This is a genomic window from Halomonas piscis, from assembly GCF_031886125.1.
Taxonomy (GTDB): Bacteria; Pseudomonadota; Gammaproteobacteria; order Pseudomonadales; family Halomonadaceae; genus Vreelandella; species Vreelandella piscis.
The window spans coordinates 235,906-250,436 of record NZ_CP119391.1 but is presented as its reverse complement, the minus strand read 5'-3'; the positions used below and the strand labels follow the sequence as shown (position 1 = coordinate 250,436).

Genomic DNA, 14,531 nt, shown 5'->3' with positions numbered 1-14,531 from the left:
GGTTTAAAACAGCGAAGCGTTGACCAGCAGATGCGCGCCGACGCTGGCGCCGTAGCCGAGCAGGATGGCGGGCATCCAGCGCAGATGCACGGCAAAGGTATAGATGCCCCGGGCCTGGCCCATCAGCGCCACGCCGGCGGCGGAGCCCATGGCCAGAAGGCTGCCGCCGACGCCGGCAGTCAGGGTGATCAGCAGCCAGTTGCCTTCGGACATACCCGGCGCCATGGAAAGCACCGCAAACATCACCGGGATATTGTCCACCACGGCGGAAATCATCCCCAGAATGACGTTGGCCAGCGCCGGATGGCCGCCGCCGTAGAGCGTCTCGGACAGCAGGCTCAGATAGCCCAGAAAGCCCAGGCCGCCCACCGACATCACCACGCCGTAGAAGAACAGCAGGGTATCCCACTCCGAGCGGGCGATACGGCTGAAGATATCGAACGGCACTACGCTTCCCAGCTGCTCCAGCTTTCGCCAGTCGCCCCGGCGGGAGTAGCGCTCGCGCTTGCGCTCCAGCGAGCGCGGCAGGCTGCGGCGCAGGTAGTAGCCGAAGAACTGCAGAAGCCCCAGGCCGAACATCATCCCCATGGCCGGCGGCAGGTTAAGCACCGAGTGGCACAGCACCGAAATGGCCACGGTAAACAGAAACAGCAGCACGATACGCCGGGCGCCGCGCTTGAGCCACACGGTTTCGGTGAGCGACTCGGGTTTCTGGTTGACGATGAAGAAGTTCATGATCAGCGCCGGCACCATGAAATTGACGATGGCCGGAATCAGCAGAGCAAAGAAGCCACCGAAAGGGATCTGCCCGGCCTGCCACACCATCAGCGTGGTGATATCGCCAAAGGGGCTGAACGCGCCGCCGGCGTTGGCCGCTACTACCACGTTGACGCAGCACAGGCTGATAAACCGGTTATCGCCTTCGGCCACCTTCAATACCACCGCGCACATCAGCATGGCGGTGGTCATGTTGTTGGCAATGGAGGAAATCCAGAACGCCAGAATGCCGGTGATCCAGAACAGGCTGCAATAGCTGAAGCCCTTGTACACCAGCCAGGCGCGCAGCTTGTCGAACACCCGGCGCTCCTCCATGGCGTTGATATAGGTCATCGCCACCAGGAGGAACAGCAAAAGCTCGGTGTATTCCAGCAGGGTTTCCTTGAATGCGGTTTCGGCCACGTCCGGCAGCCCCGCGCGCATGTACATCCACGCCACCAGCGTCCAGATTAGCCCCGCTGCCACCAGCACCGGCTTGGACTTGCGCATGTGCAAAACTTCCTCGCCCATGACCAGCGCGTAGGCCAGCAGGAATATCACTACCGAAGCGATACCGGCAGCGGACAGCGTCAGGTCGAGCGGGCCGGCCTCGGCAAAGGCCAAAGGGGGGAAGCACAGCAGGCAGACAGCAAGAAACCACCGGCGGACCCGAAGAGAGCGGGGCCGGGGGGCAGAGGCGTTGGAGGGTCGCATGGCACAAACCTTGGGAGGCAGGAGAGGAGAGAAAACCCGCTAATGATAAGCACCCTAAGGGAAGCCCGCAACACGCGCCGAGAAATATAGCTGCCGGCAATGAGCCGCTTAGTCACCTTGTGCGCGAAGTCCTGGCGCTGGCCGACGATCTTGGCATGGATGCGTGCGACCTTGAGTTTCGCCTCGTCTCGGTTGACCGACCCTTTCTTCTTGCGTGACAGTCTGCGCCGATGGCCACAGCCGTGTTATGTTTTGGTGCTGGGCAGCCATTGGCTCACGTAATATCAAAAGGCAACGCTCCCCCTTCGCTACGTTGTCATGCAACGAAACGGCAACCTTCCCCAGCTTACCAATCCCATCAGCCTTTTACGCTAAATTATTATTTAAATCATAGATTTATACACCCCTAGGCGGTTTTGGTCTTCAGGTGGTTTTCGCCGATCTCAGCTTGACAGCGTTTGGTTAAGATGCCTATGTTCTATATGGATATCAGCTGCCGCCATAATGAAATTCGAAAAAGCCAGATACGTAAAATACTGATAAAAAATTCTGAAAAGCCAAGTCTACGTTTCCCTTAAGGCTAAAAGTCATGAGCTTGGCTTTTCGCTTGAGAATATAGCGGGGTCAGGCATGTATAAGGCATTTCTTCCTAGAATAATAACTACTGCTTCTTTACCTCTTCTTGCTTTGGCTGTTTCTGCCGCTGCCCATGCGCAAGTCGACAAGCTCTACTACGGCAGCAATATCGTCACCATGAACGAGGAAAACCTGTTCGTCGAGGCGGTGGCCGTCGAAGGCGATCGCATTACCCATGTTGGCCGGCTGGCCGATATCAAACCGCTGACCGACGACAGCACCAAGCGGATTGATCTTGAAGGAAAAACGATGCTGCCCGGCTTCATCGATCCGCATGGTCACTTCGTCAGCGCCGGCACTTCGGCCTTGCAGCAGGTTGATCTCAATCCCCCGCCGATCGGCAACGTCACCAGCATGGACGACCTCATTGCCAAGCTGACGGACGAGGCAGAAGCTGACAGCGAGAGCGAGGTAATCCGTGGGGCCCGCTACGACGATACTCTGCTGGACGAGAATCGCCATCCGACGCGGGAAGATCTCGATCAGGTCAGCACCTCGCGCCCGGTGATCGTCAAACACATATCCGGCCACGTCACGGCGGTCAACTCCAAGGCTCTCGAGATGGCCGACATTAGTGCGGATACGGCTGACCCGGATGGCGGGCGCGTGGCAAAGGATGGCGAGACCGGTGAACCGACCGGCGTTCTGGAAGGCAATGCCGGCCAGCTGGTCAGCGACCTCACCCCGGAAACGACGAAAGAGGATCGGCTTGCCGGCATCCGCAAAGCCTCCGAGATGTGGACCGCGCATGGCTTTACTACGGCCAACGATCAGCCTAGCGACCCCGACATGATCGATGTGTACAAAGAGGCGCTCAATGATGAAGACCTCTTTTTGAGGCTGACGTACTGGCCAAGAGAGACCAACATTGAGGATGCACGGGCGTATCCGGCAGTGGAGTCAGGCACTGATATCACCGCCGGTAATAACATGATCCATCACGGCCCCATGAAACTCGTTATCGACGGCTCGCCGCAAGGCTATACGGCTCACTTCAGCCAGCCCTACAAGACGCAACGGCCTCAGGATGACGGCTCCTACCGGGGCTTTCCGTACTGGGACGACCGCGACGACTTCCTGGACTTCGTCGAAGCACTGCACCGGGAAGGCTGGCAGGTTACCGTTCACTCCAACGGCGATCAGGGCATTCAGAATACTCTTGATGCCTTTGCTGCCGCCCAGCTCGCCGCCCCGCGCGAGGATGCGCGCCACACGATACAGCACTCGCAGTTCACCCGGCCCGATCAGCTCAACCAGATGGCAGCGCTCGACGTGCATCCCGACTTTTTCATCGGCCACACCTTCTACTGGGGTGACCGACACAAGAACGTCTTCTTTGGCGAATCGCGTGCCAATCATATGAGTCCGCTGAAAGGCGCCTACGAACATGGCCTGACCCCCACCACCCATACCGACACGCCGGTGGTACCGATCGACGGCGTTCAGATGCTCTGGTCCTCGGTCAACCGCATGTCGACCGGTGGCGATATCATCGGCGAGGATCAGCAGGTCGCACCGCTGGAGGCGCTCAAGGCGATCACGATCAACGCCGCCTGGCAGTATTTCCAGGAGGACATCAAGGGCAGCATCGAACCCGGCAAGCTCGCGGACTTTGTGGTCCTGTCCGACAACCCGCTGTCGATCGGCCACCTCGATCCAATGAAGATCAAGGATATCAAAGTACTTGAGACTATCGTCGGTGGCGAGACGGTGTTCGAGGGTGAAACAGAAAGTATCGTCGCAGAACAGCCTATCGAATAGTGGCTACGTGAAAACACATACTGCGGAGATAAAATTTCTAAAACAACAAATAACTTACATGTATCTCTTGAATAACATACAACTTATAAAAACGTATCCGCTAAAGAGGCAGAAAAATGTTGAGTACTATTTTCAATAGAGCTCTCGATAAGCTAATCGAATATATGGGGGTAATCGGCTACCTCCTTATACTCTACTGCATGGTGTTTGGTGTCACCGACGTTTTTCTAAGGTATGTGCTCAATTCGGCCTCCCAGTGGATCGGAGCTACCATTCAAGCCGCCATGGTGCTGATAGCATGCGTCGGCGGCAGCTATGCCCTGAAACATGGCTCCTTCATTAAGCTTGATCTTTTCTATGACAACTTTTCAGCTCGCACCAAGGCGATATGCGACGTGTTAACATCGTCTCTCACCTTTGCCTTCCTTGGCGTTCTCATTTGGGAAGGCACCGCCTCAGCCATCATGTCAATCAAGTTCAACGAGGTAACGCCTACTGCCGTGCCCGTGCCGATTTACCCTATCAAGAGCGCCATCCCACTCGCTGCATTTATTGTTCTATTGATCGTTATCAAGCAATTTATAGAGGATATAAAAACAATTATAAAAAAACCACAATAGATGAATTTCTCGGAGCCGACACGGCGTCGGGATAACCAACCTTAAAAAAAGAAAGAGGACGTGAAATGATATCTGTCAAACGCAGCATGCTAACCATCACGGCAATCAGTTTCGGGGCTATATCCACCTACTCTCTGGCTCAAGCCGAGGGTCCACCGGATAAAGTGACGGAATGGGTATTTCAGCCGGCCTTTGATTCGTCCGATGCCGGCTGGGACAAGGGACTGGTACCCTGGGCCGAGGCGGTAGAAGAGGCCACGGAAGGCACCGTAAAAATCAAGCTGATGCCTGCCGGCTCCTTGACCAGCGGTAATGAAGCCTTTAACGCCACGGTGTCGGGGATGACCGAAGGCTATGCAGGCTGGGCCACAGTTTACGGCGGGGTGCTTCCGGAAGGCATGTTGGCCTATGGCCTGGCCATGGGGGCCAGCAATCCGGAAGAGGCCTGGGAGGTCATGTGGGGCGACGACTACCGAGTGGGTGATCTGGTTCAGGAGGCTGCCCACGAGCGTGGACTCCACTGGATTGGCTGGACCAACCAGGGGGCGAACGCCATGTTTACCAATTTCCGCGTTGAGAAATACGAAGACCTGGAAGGTAAAAAGATGCGCGCCGGTGGTCCGCAAGCCCTGTTCCACGAAGCGGTCGGCGGTACCGCCGTATCCATGGGGGCCGGTGATATTTATACGGCTATCCGCTTGGGCACTATTGAAGGCACCTACTGGGATACCGGCGGCATTGACGACATGTCTTTCGAGGAAGTGGTTGATTACGCCATTTTACCCGGCTGGAACCCGGCTCAGCACCAGGAAACCTACGTTAACCTGGAAGCCTGGAATTCGCTAACTGATTGGCAGCGTGAACAGATTGAGGGCATTTTCAAGGAAACCTACTTTGAAACGAGCCAGCTGCATGCTGACCAGGTGGATATCGCGCTGCAGGCATTGAAGGATGAAGGCGGTGAAGTCATTCGCTTCAGCGATGAGGAAGTCGAGCGGATGCGGGAACTGGCCATCGAGAAGGTTTGGCCCAAAGTAGCTGAAATGTCAGACCGAAATGCTAAGGGCGTAGAAATTTACAAGCGCTTCCTGGAGGATCAAAACGAGTCATGAACTAAAGGCAATGTGTCTTTAAAACAATCTATGGAGCTTGCCTTCCCTACTGAGTTCGGGGAAGGCAGGCATATACTAAAAACATATGGCCCCATACGCCTACCAATCCTAAATTAAGCTATAAAAATAAAAATATTTAAAATGACGAGATGTTGATAAGCTAAATTTTTAACGAAAAAAATGGGTAGCCCAACAATCCTTACACAAATAAGGTTGCTGCATGAGCTTAGAAATAGTAACACTCCTCTACTTTGCATGTCTTTTTGGAACTTTGTTCCTGGGATTACCCGTAGCCTTCGCTCTGGGCGGCACAGGCGTAGTGTTTGCTGCCATAGCTGAACCACGTGCTTTAATGGCTATTCCCAGCGCTTTCTATTCCACTCCCTGGGACGCCGTGCTTGTCACGGTACCGCTTTTTCTTTTCATGGGAAGCCTTATACGCTATTCGGGGATAGCTGATGCGGCCTACGATGCCGTGTATAAATTGATCGGCCATATTCCGGGCGGGCTCGCCATAGGCACTGTGCAAGTATGTACGATCTTTGCAGCGATCACTGGCATTACGCCGCCTGCAACTATTACGATGGGGCAAATATCCTACCCCTCAATGATGAGGTATAAATACAGCCGAAAAATAGCCATCGGCTCTATTGGCGCAGGTGGCGCCCTGGGCGCGCTCATCCCCCCTAGCGTGCCCTTCATTTTTTATGGCCTATTGGCTAACGCCTCCATCGGGAAGCTCTTTCTCGCCGGTCTTCTGCCGGGCATTATGCTCGCCACCTTCTACGGCATCTATATTGGCCTACGCTGCAAGTTCCAGCCCGAGTTGGGCCCGCCCATACCTGCAGAGAAGAAATTTTCCCGGCGCGAAAAGGCTCAGTCTCTGCTGGGGATCTGGCCTTTCGGCCTATTGATCATCATTGTACTGGGTTCCATTTGGGGCGGTATTACAACACCGGCTGAAGCAGCCGCCTTTGGCGCCACGAGCGCTTTGCTGCTCAACCTGTTTAATGGACGTCTGACTACCCAGGTGTTCAAGGATTCACTGGCCACCACCTTGAAACTGACCGGGATGGGGCTGTGGATACTGATCGGTGCTAACATTTTCCTCAACATATTTAATACCCTGGGAAGCCAGGAACTGATCACGAACGCCGTGTTGGCAATGCCCGGGGGGACGACTGGCATTCTGCTGTTGATGATGCTAATCATCCTCTTGTTGGGAATGGTGATGGATGACTGGGCTATCATTATGCTATGCACGCCGCTTTTTTTGCCCATTATCGAGCTTCTGGGAGTGGATAAAATATGGTTCGGCGTGCTTTTCATTGTCAATATTCAGATTGCGTATCTGACGCCACCTTTTGGGTTTGTGCTGTTCTGGATAAAAAGTATTCTTCCCAAGGATGTCGGGTGGGGGGATGTCTACGGCTCGGTAGGTCCTTTTGTCATACTACAAATAATCGGCCTGGGTTTGATCTTTATATTCCCGAGCATTGCTACCTGGTTACCCAACCTGTTTGAATAAATTAACCATGGCCGCAAAAACTGAGTGCAACACCATGGCGGGACGGCCAGGTGTTGCACCTGGTTTCTGTGGGATGGTAAAAAAGTTGGTAACAAATCACTCTTGGAAGCCTCATTTTTCGGCAAAGAATATTCATGCTAGAAAATAAAGATGGTAACTAAAACCAACGCACCTCTTCCAGAACTCAGTTTCCATAATAATAAAGTTGGTAACTTTTCATTATTTCATCACGTAATTTCCAGCTCTGAACAATGTCACCTTATATTCCGTATACGAAGGGAATCTGAAATTTCTTTTACAATAAGTAGACTATATCACTGGTAGGGTTAAGTGCTGGAAAACTCAACCTGATTACTCATATTGATCAACCACCATCCCGTCAGTCCCTCCTATACTGATGTTATGCCCAGTACAGGAGGTGGCGTTATGGCACGCAATTCTATCCAGTTCCAACCCGACCTGTCGTGCCAGCATTTCTCAAGCAGTAGGGTGCGGAAACGCAGTGCCAAGCAGCTCTCTTTCAGTATCGCTGGCCCATGGGGTTCACTCCGACTGTGGCAATAACACTGACTGCCGGCTGTCGCGGGGGCTCTACCAGTGCCATCGCTGCCATCATCAAACCTCGCTGACCGCCGGTACCATCTCCCATGCCACGCATCTGTCGTTGACCACCTAGTTTCTGGCCATCGTGGGCAGATCGCGATAAAGATCAGCTCAGTCAGGCTGGCCCCGGCACTGCCAATAATCAACGCCAGTACCGTTCCTGTACCTACCCCTTTAGCTGTCGGGTCCAGTGTGATTGACAACTCGTTTGGTAAATAACTCAGACCGCTGGCTCTGCCATGCTTTCATCGCAGTAATCGGCGATTGATGGCGCAGTACTTTTTGCGAGATAAGGTGATTTTACAGCCCTACATAGCGTTTGAGTGTCTGCTCCCGGTCAGGTATAACGTCGAGTCGCCAGCACATCGCTGATGGGTTCGTAGCTCTCCCTCTCTGAGCTGGATAAGGCCGCCATGGCCGCAGAACAGCGCATCGTTGCCATTTACTGAGCCTTAACTGGCTGAAAACACTTCGGCCTGCGCCCGGCTTCAGCTCAAGGTGTCAAGACACCTATTCACATGACCGATGGTCTTTGCAAATCACTCTGGGCGCTCTTCGCCTGCGTTATTCCCCCAGGCCTCGGAGAATGACTGCTCCTCCAGACCCTCGAAGCGATCCGTCACGTAGCGGCTGTGGCAGGCCACGCAGGATTCGGTCATGCGGTTGAAGGTATTGACCTGAGCCTGAGTATTCTGCTGTTTGCCCGCTTCAGCCAGGGACGCTGCCAGTTGGTGGAAGCGCGTGTCCATCTGCAGAAACGCCTCGGGAACCGCCGCCTTCAAGTCCTGACGGTCCTGTTCGGTCAAGGACTGTTCCAGAATGAAGCTGTCGTGAATAGCCTGCCCCTTCTGCGCCACCTCATCATGCCGTCCCTGGATGATGGCGCTATAAGTCTCCTGCATCGCCGCCTCGACCTCAACCATCTCCTTGACCAGCAGCCCACGCAGCTTCTCGGTCAAATCGGGACCTACCGGCTGCGCCGCAAAAACGGTAGCGCTCAATGTCAGGCCAGCCAGCGCGGCAGCCGATACAATGATGCGGTGTGTCTGTCGTTTGCTCATGATCTACCTCACGGTCACGTTGATTTGCTTGCATTCACCGGGCAGCACAGTGCCCGATAAGCGAGTCGAGGCGTCTCAACTCGCCTCTCTCGCCTGAAGCCTGGCGTCGGACGCAGCTTCCTCTACCCTTGCCCAGCCCAGGTCGTCGAAGATCACATAAAGTGCCGGGATCACTACCAGCACCAGCACGGTGGAGGTCAGCAGGCCAAACACCACCGCAATGACCAGCGGCTGCACTGCCGCCGCCTGGGCGCTGGTCTCGGCCAGCAGCGGCAGGAGCCCGGCGATGGTGGTGCTCGTCGAAATCAGGATGGCGCGCAGGCGGTCGCGGCTGGCCTGGCCCGCCGCGGCGATGGCGGATTGCCCCGCGGCGCGGTAGCTCTTGATGAAGTGAATCAGCAGGATGGCGTTGTTGACCACGATGCCGGCCAGGGACGCTGCGCCGATCATCGAGGGCATCGACAGATAAAAGCCCATCGCCACATGGCCCCAGAGCGCGCCGACGAAGGCCAGCGGGATCGACAGCATGACGATCAGCGGTTCGACATAGCTTCTGAACTGGAAGGAAAGGATGACGAAGATGCCGAGCAGCCCGATCAGCAGCGCGCGCCGGATCGAGCCGCCGGTCTCCGCGGAGCGGGCGACCTGACCCTCGAAAGCGACCGCCACCTGGGGATGGCGCGTCTGGAAATCGGGCAGCCAGTGCCGGCGAATATCGTCGACGACCGCCTGGGCATTGGCCAAGGTCGCATCCACGTCGGCGGTCACGGTAGCGGTACGCTGGCCATCGACCCGAGTGATCCGCGCCCAGTCCCGGGCCTTGTCGATGTTGGCGACGACTTCAAGGGGCACCCGGCCTCCCCCCGGGAGCTGCACGGTCAGATCCTGAAGGTCATCCAGGCTCTGTCGATCCTGCTCGGCATGGCGCACCAGGATGTCCACGTCCCGCTGGCCGATGCGCAGGGTGTCGCTGATTTGCCCGAGCACGGCGGCGCGCAGCTGCGCGGCGATCTCTTCGGCGGTCAGCCCCAGCCCGTGGGCGCCTTCGGCCAGCGACAGGCGGCGCTCGGGCTTGCCGGGCCGCAGGTCATCGATGACGTTGGTGACGCCCGCATAGCCGGCGAGATGCTCGCCGAGCTCCCGCGAAGCGATCTTCAGCCCAGCCAGACTCTCCCCCTGCAGACGCACCTCGATGGGAATGCCCGCCGGCCCGAATCCCGGCTCCTGAATGATCAGGGTGAGCAGGCCGGGAATATCGCCGATCTCCTTCTGCCAGGCCGCGGTCAACTCATTCAGGCTCAGGCGGCGCCGCTCGGCGCCAAGCAGATCGACGATCAGCGTGGCCACATGGGCACCGGCCTCGCGAGCGCCGGGATTGTGGTTGAAGCGCACCTGGACGGCGCGTATCAGGGACTCTCCGTCCGGCTGCTCGGGGGCGAGACGCGCCTCGACCTCGCGCAAGGCGTTCTCGACCCGGGAAGCCACCGCCTCGGTGCGTGATAATGGCGTGCCCTGGGGCATCAGGATGCGCGCTTCGAGCACGTCGCCATCGATCTCGGGCATCGCCTCGCTGCCGATATGGCCGCCGGCAAGATAGCCGCCGGAGCCCAGCAGCAGGATCAGCACGCTGCCCAGCAGGGCGTAGCGCCAGCGAATCGCCGCCTCGACCAGGCGTCCGACGCCCTCGCGAAAGCGCTCGAAACGGCGCTCGAAGCCGGCGCGCAGCCGTGACGGCTCGGCCTGCAGGCGATGAAGACTGCCCTTCAGATGATGCGGCAGAATGAAGAAGGCTTCGATCAGACTCGCCGCCAGGGCAGCGATCAGGACGACCGGCAGCACCTTGAGCACCTCGCCCATCTCGCCGACCAGAAAGGCGAGCGGCACGAAGACCGCCGCCGTGGTCAGAAACGACGACACCACTCCGGGGAGTACGCCCCGGGTGCCCGCGACTACCGCTTCCAGCGGCGTCGCGGCCTTCCGAGCCTGGGTGGCGATGTTATCGGTGATCACGATGGCATCGTCCATGACGATACCGATCGCCATCAGCAGCCCCACCAGGGTGATCATGTTGAGCGTCAATCCGGCCAGTCCCATGACCGCAAAGGCGCCCAGGAAGGCCACTGGCAGGCCCAGTACCGCCCATAGCGCCAATCGCGGCCGAAAGAACAGGCTCATCACCAGCACCACCAGCGCAAACCCCATGATGCCGTTTTCGACCAGCATCTGCAGGCGGTCGCGCACGATGCTGGTCATGTCCTGGGTCAGGGTCAGCGAGACATCGCCGTCCAGGCGCTGGCGCTCACTTTCGGCTACCGCCTGCAGACCATTCATCACGTCCAGGGCGTCGTCGCGCAGGGTCTTGTGCACCTCCAGCACCAGGGCGCGCTGGCCGTCGAACCAAACCTTCTCCTCCTCGCGCTCGGGTGTCTCCCGCAGGGTGGCGATCTGGCCCAGGGTCAGCTCGCCCCCGTCGGCGCCGGAGACGACCACCACATCCTGCAGCTCGCGCAGGGAGTGGCGCTGGTCGGTGAAGCGCAGTTGGATATCCTGGCTCGAGGTTTCCAGAATGCCCAGCGGCATATCGATATTCTGGCGCGCCAGGGTTGCCGCCAGCTCGCTTGCCGAGAGGCCGTACTGCCCCAGCACCTGCTGGGGAATCTCGATCTGCCACTGGCGCTGAGAAAGCCCCTGGATATCGACCCTGGCCACGCCGGGCAGGCGCAGCAGCCGATTCTCCAGCGTCTTGGCGTAATCCTCCAGGTCGGACAGCGGCATGTCGCCGCCTACCGCCACTGCCGCCACCAGATCGCTGCGGTGCAGCTCGCGCACGACCGGCGGGTCGGCACGTTCGGGGAAGTCGGTAATGGCTTCAACCTCGGTAGAGATATCGTCCAGGAAGCGGCCGATATCACCATCGTCCTCCATGGTGGCTGTAGCGCTGGCCAGATTGTCCTGGGCCACGCAGACGAACTCGTCAAGGAAGTCCACGCCGGTCAGCGTATCGTGAAGGCGACGACAGATCTGATCCTCGACGTCCGCGGCGGTAGCGCCGCGATACTTCATCTCGATGCCCACCTCGCCGGGCCGGTAGTCGGGAAAGGTCTCGCGCTTGAGGTTGGGAACGGCGAACAGCCCCACCGCCAGCAGCAGAATCAATAACAGATTGGCGGCGGTGGGATGACCGGCGAACCAGCGAATCATGACTTCTCTCCCAACGCCTGGCGACGAAGACGCCGTGCCAATTCCTCGTCGCGCCGCGGATCGATCGCCATGCCGTTGATGGCCGGCACCAAGTCGTCCACGATCACGCTGTCACCTTCCTCGAGCCCTTCCGTCACTACCGCCAGATCGTGCTGTTCGAAGGCGACACGCACCGGCCGGCGCACGAGGTGCTGATCGCTATCGACCACGTAGACTTCACCCTGATGCACCGCCGTCGCCGGCACCACCATCCGCGGGTTCGGCGCTCTGGACGCCAGCCGTACCTGCACGTACATGTCGCGCACCAGCGCAGGCTGCGTCAGCGGCGCCACCTGCCGGTAGGGCTCCTCGACCCGCACCACGACCCGGGCGGTGCGGGTGGCCGGATCCAGGCCGTTGGCGATGCGCACGACCCGGGCCGGCCAGCGCGCGCTCTTCCCGGCGACCAGGGTCACCTCGGCATCGATGGCGGAGAAATCCAGCCGCTGGGCAATGTCCAGGACCCCGTCTTCGGCATCGCGAACGGTCTGGGTGCCGAGCAGGCGGCGCAGCATGTCCATCGGCATCTGGGCCACCACCTCGGCGGCCTCGATGCCCTCGGCACGGAACAAGCGCTGACCGGCGTTGATGTACTGATGCAGCTCGGCCTCGACCTCGCCCAGGCGCAGATCATAGGGCGCTTCGAAGCGCGTGTCCTCGAGATCACGGCGCGCCTGATCCAGGCGCGTGGTCGTACGCTCGACTTCCGCTTCCAGGCGCTGGCGGCGCGAGGGGATGAGCTGCAGCTCGTTTTCCAGCGACTGCACGGTCTGACGCTGGGCCAGGGTCGCGCGCCGCTCTTCGCCCAGCCGCGAGCGGGATACCGAGCCGCTGCTGGCCAGGCGCTGGATGCGCGCCAGCTCCTGCTCCGCCAGCTCCAGGCGTTCACGCTCCAGGGCGACCAGGTGCCGGGTATTCTCCGCTTCCCGCTTCAGCTGCGCCTGCTCCGCGGCAAGGCTGGCCAGCTGCGCCTGGGCCTCGGCTTCGGCCAGCCGATAGCGGCTGGGATCGATCTCCAGCAGCAGGGTGCCCTCTGCCAGTAGCGTGCCGCTCTCCAGATCCTCATGGCGTTCGACGACGCGTCCCGGCACGTTGGCAGTGGCGTCCCAGGTGCGGGCGGGCCGCGCGGTGCCGTAGCCCCGCGCCTCGACGACGAAGGGTAGCGACTCGACCGCAACAACGCGCACCGTGGGTATCCTCAAGGCGTCCTCGCCGCGCGAGGGTGTCTGGCGATTGATGACGAAGACCACGATCAGCAGGATACCAATCGCCAGCCCCAACGCGATCAGCAGGCCACGCCCCCAACGCTTGAGTCGCGAGCTCATGTCTCCTCCTTGGCCTGGACGGCGCGTCGATAGAGCAGAAAGGCCTCGGGCGCCTGTTCAGCAATGCGCGCGACATCGTCGTCAATCAGGGATTGCACCACCAGCCCCTGCACGGTGCCGATGAACTGGGTGGCCGCCGTCTCGATATTCAAGTCAGCACGCAACTCACCGCTTGCCCTGCCCTCTGTCAGAATGGCCGCGAGTCGTTCGCGGTATTTGGCAAGCATGGAGCGTAACAGTCGTGTGGCATCTGTCGGCTCCGCGTGCTGCAGCTGCCCGAATATCAGACGCGGCACCCCGGGATGCTCGGCAATGAAATCGGTGTGCGCCATGAACATGGCCTCCAGGGCCGTCAACGGCGTCGCGCAGCGGTCGACGGCTGCTTCCAGACGCCGCATGAGCCGCTCGGTGATCCAAGCCACGACCGCCTGCCACATCTCGTCCTTGCCGCTGAAATGACGAAACAGCGCCCCCTGAGTCACCTTCATGCGCTCGGCGATGGTGGCGGTAGTGATGCGGGCGGGGTCCTGTTCAGCGCACAGCTCCACCATGGCACGCACAGTCCGCTCCTTGCGTTCTTCCGCGGGTAGGTGATGGGTTCTTGCCATGAGCATCTTCCAAAAGATAGTGATTAGTTACTATCTTAATTTCGAAAAGCTCTTTTTACCAGCAGGATGTGTCGGGCACTACCTGTATGATCCTGCTCCTATTTCTCGGGATACTATTTTCTTGGGACCCTATATCCTGGGATCCTGCATCCATCCAGAGGTCAATAAATGTCTTCACGATAGCGTCCCCGGGCCTTGAGCGTCGCCACGTCCATGCCTAGCGGCGCGATGACCTCGTTCAGCGCCGCCATGACGCTTGCCGCCATGTCTCGGCCACCGCAGACTAGGATCTGCGCGCCCTTCTCGATCAGCTGGCGCAGTTCCGCGCCATCCACGGCAATCTTGTCCTGCACATAGGCACCCTCATCGACGCGGGAAAAGATCGCGTTCAGCGACCAGAAACCCGTATGCCGCGATGCAGAGGCTGGCGTGATGGTGAAAGCCTCGCCAGTTGCGCCCCTCATAGTGACCCAAGCCGAACTCCTGCTTGAGCTCCTGATAGTGGCGCTCGATTTGCCAGCGCGCCTTGGCGATGGCCACCAGCATCGTCAAACGCGGTTGGCATGT

The 14,531-nt window shown here is 58.8% G+C and carries 11 protein-coding genes and 3 pseudogenes; 5 read left to right on the top strand and 9 right to left on the bottom strand.

Annotated features, from left to right (window positions below):
• Positions 1-3: 3 nt before the first annotated feature.
• Both nhaD and P1P91_RS15155 read right to left on the bottom strand, forming a co-directional pair.
• Positions 4-1,380 (bottom strand): sodium:proton antiporter NhaD, encoded by a 1,377-nt coding sequence (gene nhaD, locus P1P91_RS01165; RefSeq protein ID WP_407650564.1) that lies wholly within the window; start codon positions 1,378-1,380, stop codon positions 4-6.
• Positions 1,347-1,691 carry a transposase gene (locus tag P1P91_RS15155; RefSeq protein WP_407650624.1) on the bottom strand — a complete coding sequence of 115 codons (345 nt, stop codon included), beginning with the start codon at positions 1,689-1,691 and terminating at the stop codon, positions 1,347-1,349. Before P1P91_RS15155 ends, nhaD begins: the two co-directional genes overlap by 34 nt.
• Before the next feature lie 466 nt (positions 1,692-2,157).
• On the opposite strand from P1P91_RS15155, the gene P1P91_RS01160 reads away from it, so the two are divergent.
• The 5 genes and pseudogenes from P1P91_RS01160 to P1P91_RS01140 form a co-directional block, all read left to right on the top strand.
• Positions 2,158-3,867 (top strand): amidohydrolase, encoded by a 1,710-nt coding sequence (locus P1P91_RS01160; protein WP_311883942.1) that lies wholly within the window; start codon positions 2,158-2,160, stop codon positions 3,865-3,867.
• 116 nt (positions 3,868-3,983) lie between these two features.
• Positions 3,984-4,487 (top strand): TRAP transporter small permease subunit, encoded by a 504-nt coding sequence (locus P1P91_RS01155; protein ID WP_311883940.1) that lies wholly within the window; start codon positions 3,984-3,986, stop codon positions 4,485-4,487.
• Between the two features lie 86 nt (positions 4,488-4,573).
• Positions 4,574-5,599, top strand: coding sequence for a TRAP transporter substrate-binding protein (locus tag P1P91_RS01150; protein ID WP_311883938.1), 1,026 nt, complete (start codon positions 4,574-4,576; stop codon positions 5,597-5,599).
• 220 nt (positions 5,600-5,819) lie between these two features.
• Positions 5,820-7,127 carry a TRAP transporter large permease gene (locus tag P1P91_RS01145; RefSeq protein WP_311883936.1) on the top strand — a complete coding sequence of 436 codons (1,308 nt, stop codon included), beginning with the start codon at positions 5,820-5,822 and terminating at the stop codon, positions 7,125-7,127.
• 426 nt (positions 7,128-7,553) lie between these two features.
• Positions 7,554-7,800, top strand: a pseudogene (locus tag P1P91_RS01140) (transposase); the annotation flags it as partial.
• 104 nt (positions 7,801-7,904) lie between these two features.
• Here the strand turns inward: P1P91_RS01140 and P1P91_RS01135 are convergent.
• The 7 genes and pseudogenes from P1P91_RS01135 to P1P91_RS01105 form a co-directional block, all read right to left on the bottom strand.
• Positions 7,905-8,103 (bottom strand): annotated as a pseudogene (locus tag P1P91_RS01135) (IS481 family transposase); the annotation flags it as partial.
• A 166-nt stretch (positions 8,104-8,269) separates the two neighbouring features.
• Positions 8,270-8,791, bottom strand: coding sequence for a hypothetical protein (locus P1P91_RS01130; RefSeq protein ID WP_311883935.1), 522 nt, complete (start codon positions 8,789-8,791; stop codon positions 8,270-8,272).
• A gap of 75 nt (positions 8,792-8,866) precedes the next feature.
• The gene (locus P1P91_RS01125) at positions 8,867-11,992 is read right to left on the bottom strand and encodes an efflux RND transporter permease subunit (RefSeq protein WP_311883933.1); all 3,126 of its coding nucleotides are present in this window, start codon (positions 11,990-11,992) and stop codon (positions 8,867-8,869) included.
• Positions 11,989-13,356, bottom strand: coding sequence for an efflux RND transporter periplasmic adaptor subunit (locus P1P91_RS01120; protein WP_311883931.1), 1,368 nt, complete (start codon positions 13,354-13,356; stop codon positions 11,989-11,991). Before P1P91_RS01120 ends, P1P91_RS01125 begins: the two co-directional genes overlap by 4 nt.
• Positions 13,353-13,964, bottom strand: a complete 612-nt coding sequence (locus tag P1P91_RS01115) for a TetR/AcrR family transcriptional regulator (protein ID WP_311883929.1) — start codon at positions 13,962-13,964, stop codon at positions 13,353-13,355. The genes P1P91_RS01120 and P1P91_RS01115 overlap by 4 nt, the downstream gene beginning before the upstream one ends.
• A gap of 161 nt (positions 13,965-14,125) precedes the next feature.
• Positions 14,126-14,317, bottom strand: a complete 192-nt coding sequence (locus P1P91_RS01110) for a ferredoxin reductase domain-containing protein (RefSeq protein ID WP_311883927.1) — start codon at positions 14,315-14,317, stop codon at positions 14,126-14,128.
• A gap of 31 nt (positions 14,318-14,348) precedes the next feature.
• Positions 14,349-14,510 (bottom strand): annotated as a pseudogene (locus P1P91_RS01105) (transposase); the annotation flags it as partial.
• Positions 14,511-14,531 lie beyond the last annotated feature (21 nt).

Coding starts and splice junctions, on each gene's coding strand:
- P1P91_RS01155 (WP_311883940.1), top strand. CDS start 3,984: ATGTTGAGTACTATTTTCAATAGAGCTCTCGATAAGCTAATCGAATAT.
- P1P91_RS01150 (WP_311883938.1), top strand. CDS start 4,574: ATGCTAACCATCACGGCAATCAGTTTCGGGGCTATATCCACCTACTCT.
- P1P91_RS01145 (WP_311883936.1), top strand. CDS start 5,820: ATGAGCTTAGAAATAGTAACACTCCTCTACTTTGCATGTCTTTTTGGA.
- P1P91_RS01130 (WP_311883935.1), bottom strand. CDS start 8,791: ATGAGCAAACGACAGACACACCGCATCATTGTATCGGCTGCCGCGCTG.
- P1P91_RS01125 (WP_311883933.1), bottom strand. CDS start 11,992: ATGATTCGCTGGTTCGCCGGTCATCCCACCGCCGCCAATCTGTTATTG.
- P1P91_RS01120 (WP_311883931.1), bottom strand. CDS start 13,356: ATGAGCTCGCGACTCAAGCGTTGGGGGCGTGGCCTGCTGATCGCGTTG.
- P1P91_RS01115 (WP_311883929.1), bottom strand. CDS start 13,964: ATGGCAAGAACCCATCACCTACCCGCGGAAGAACGCAAGGAGCGGACT.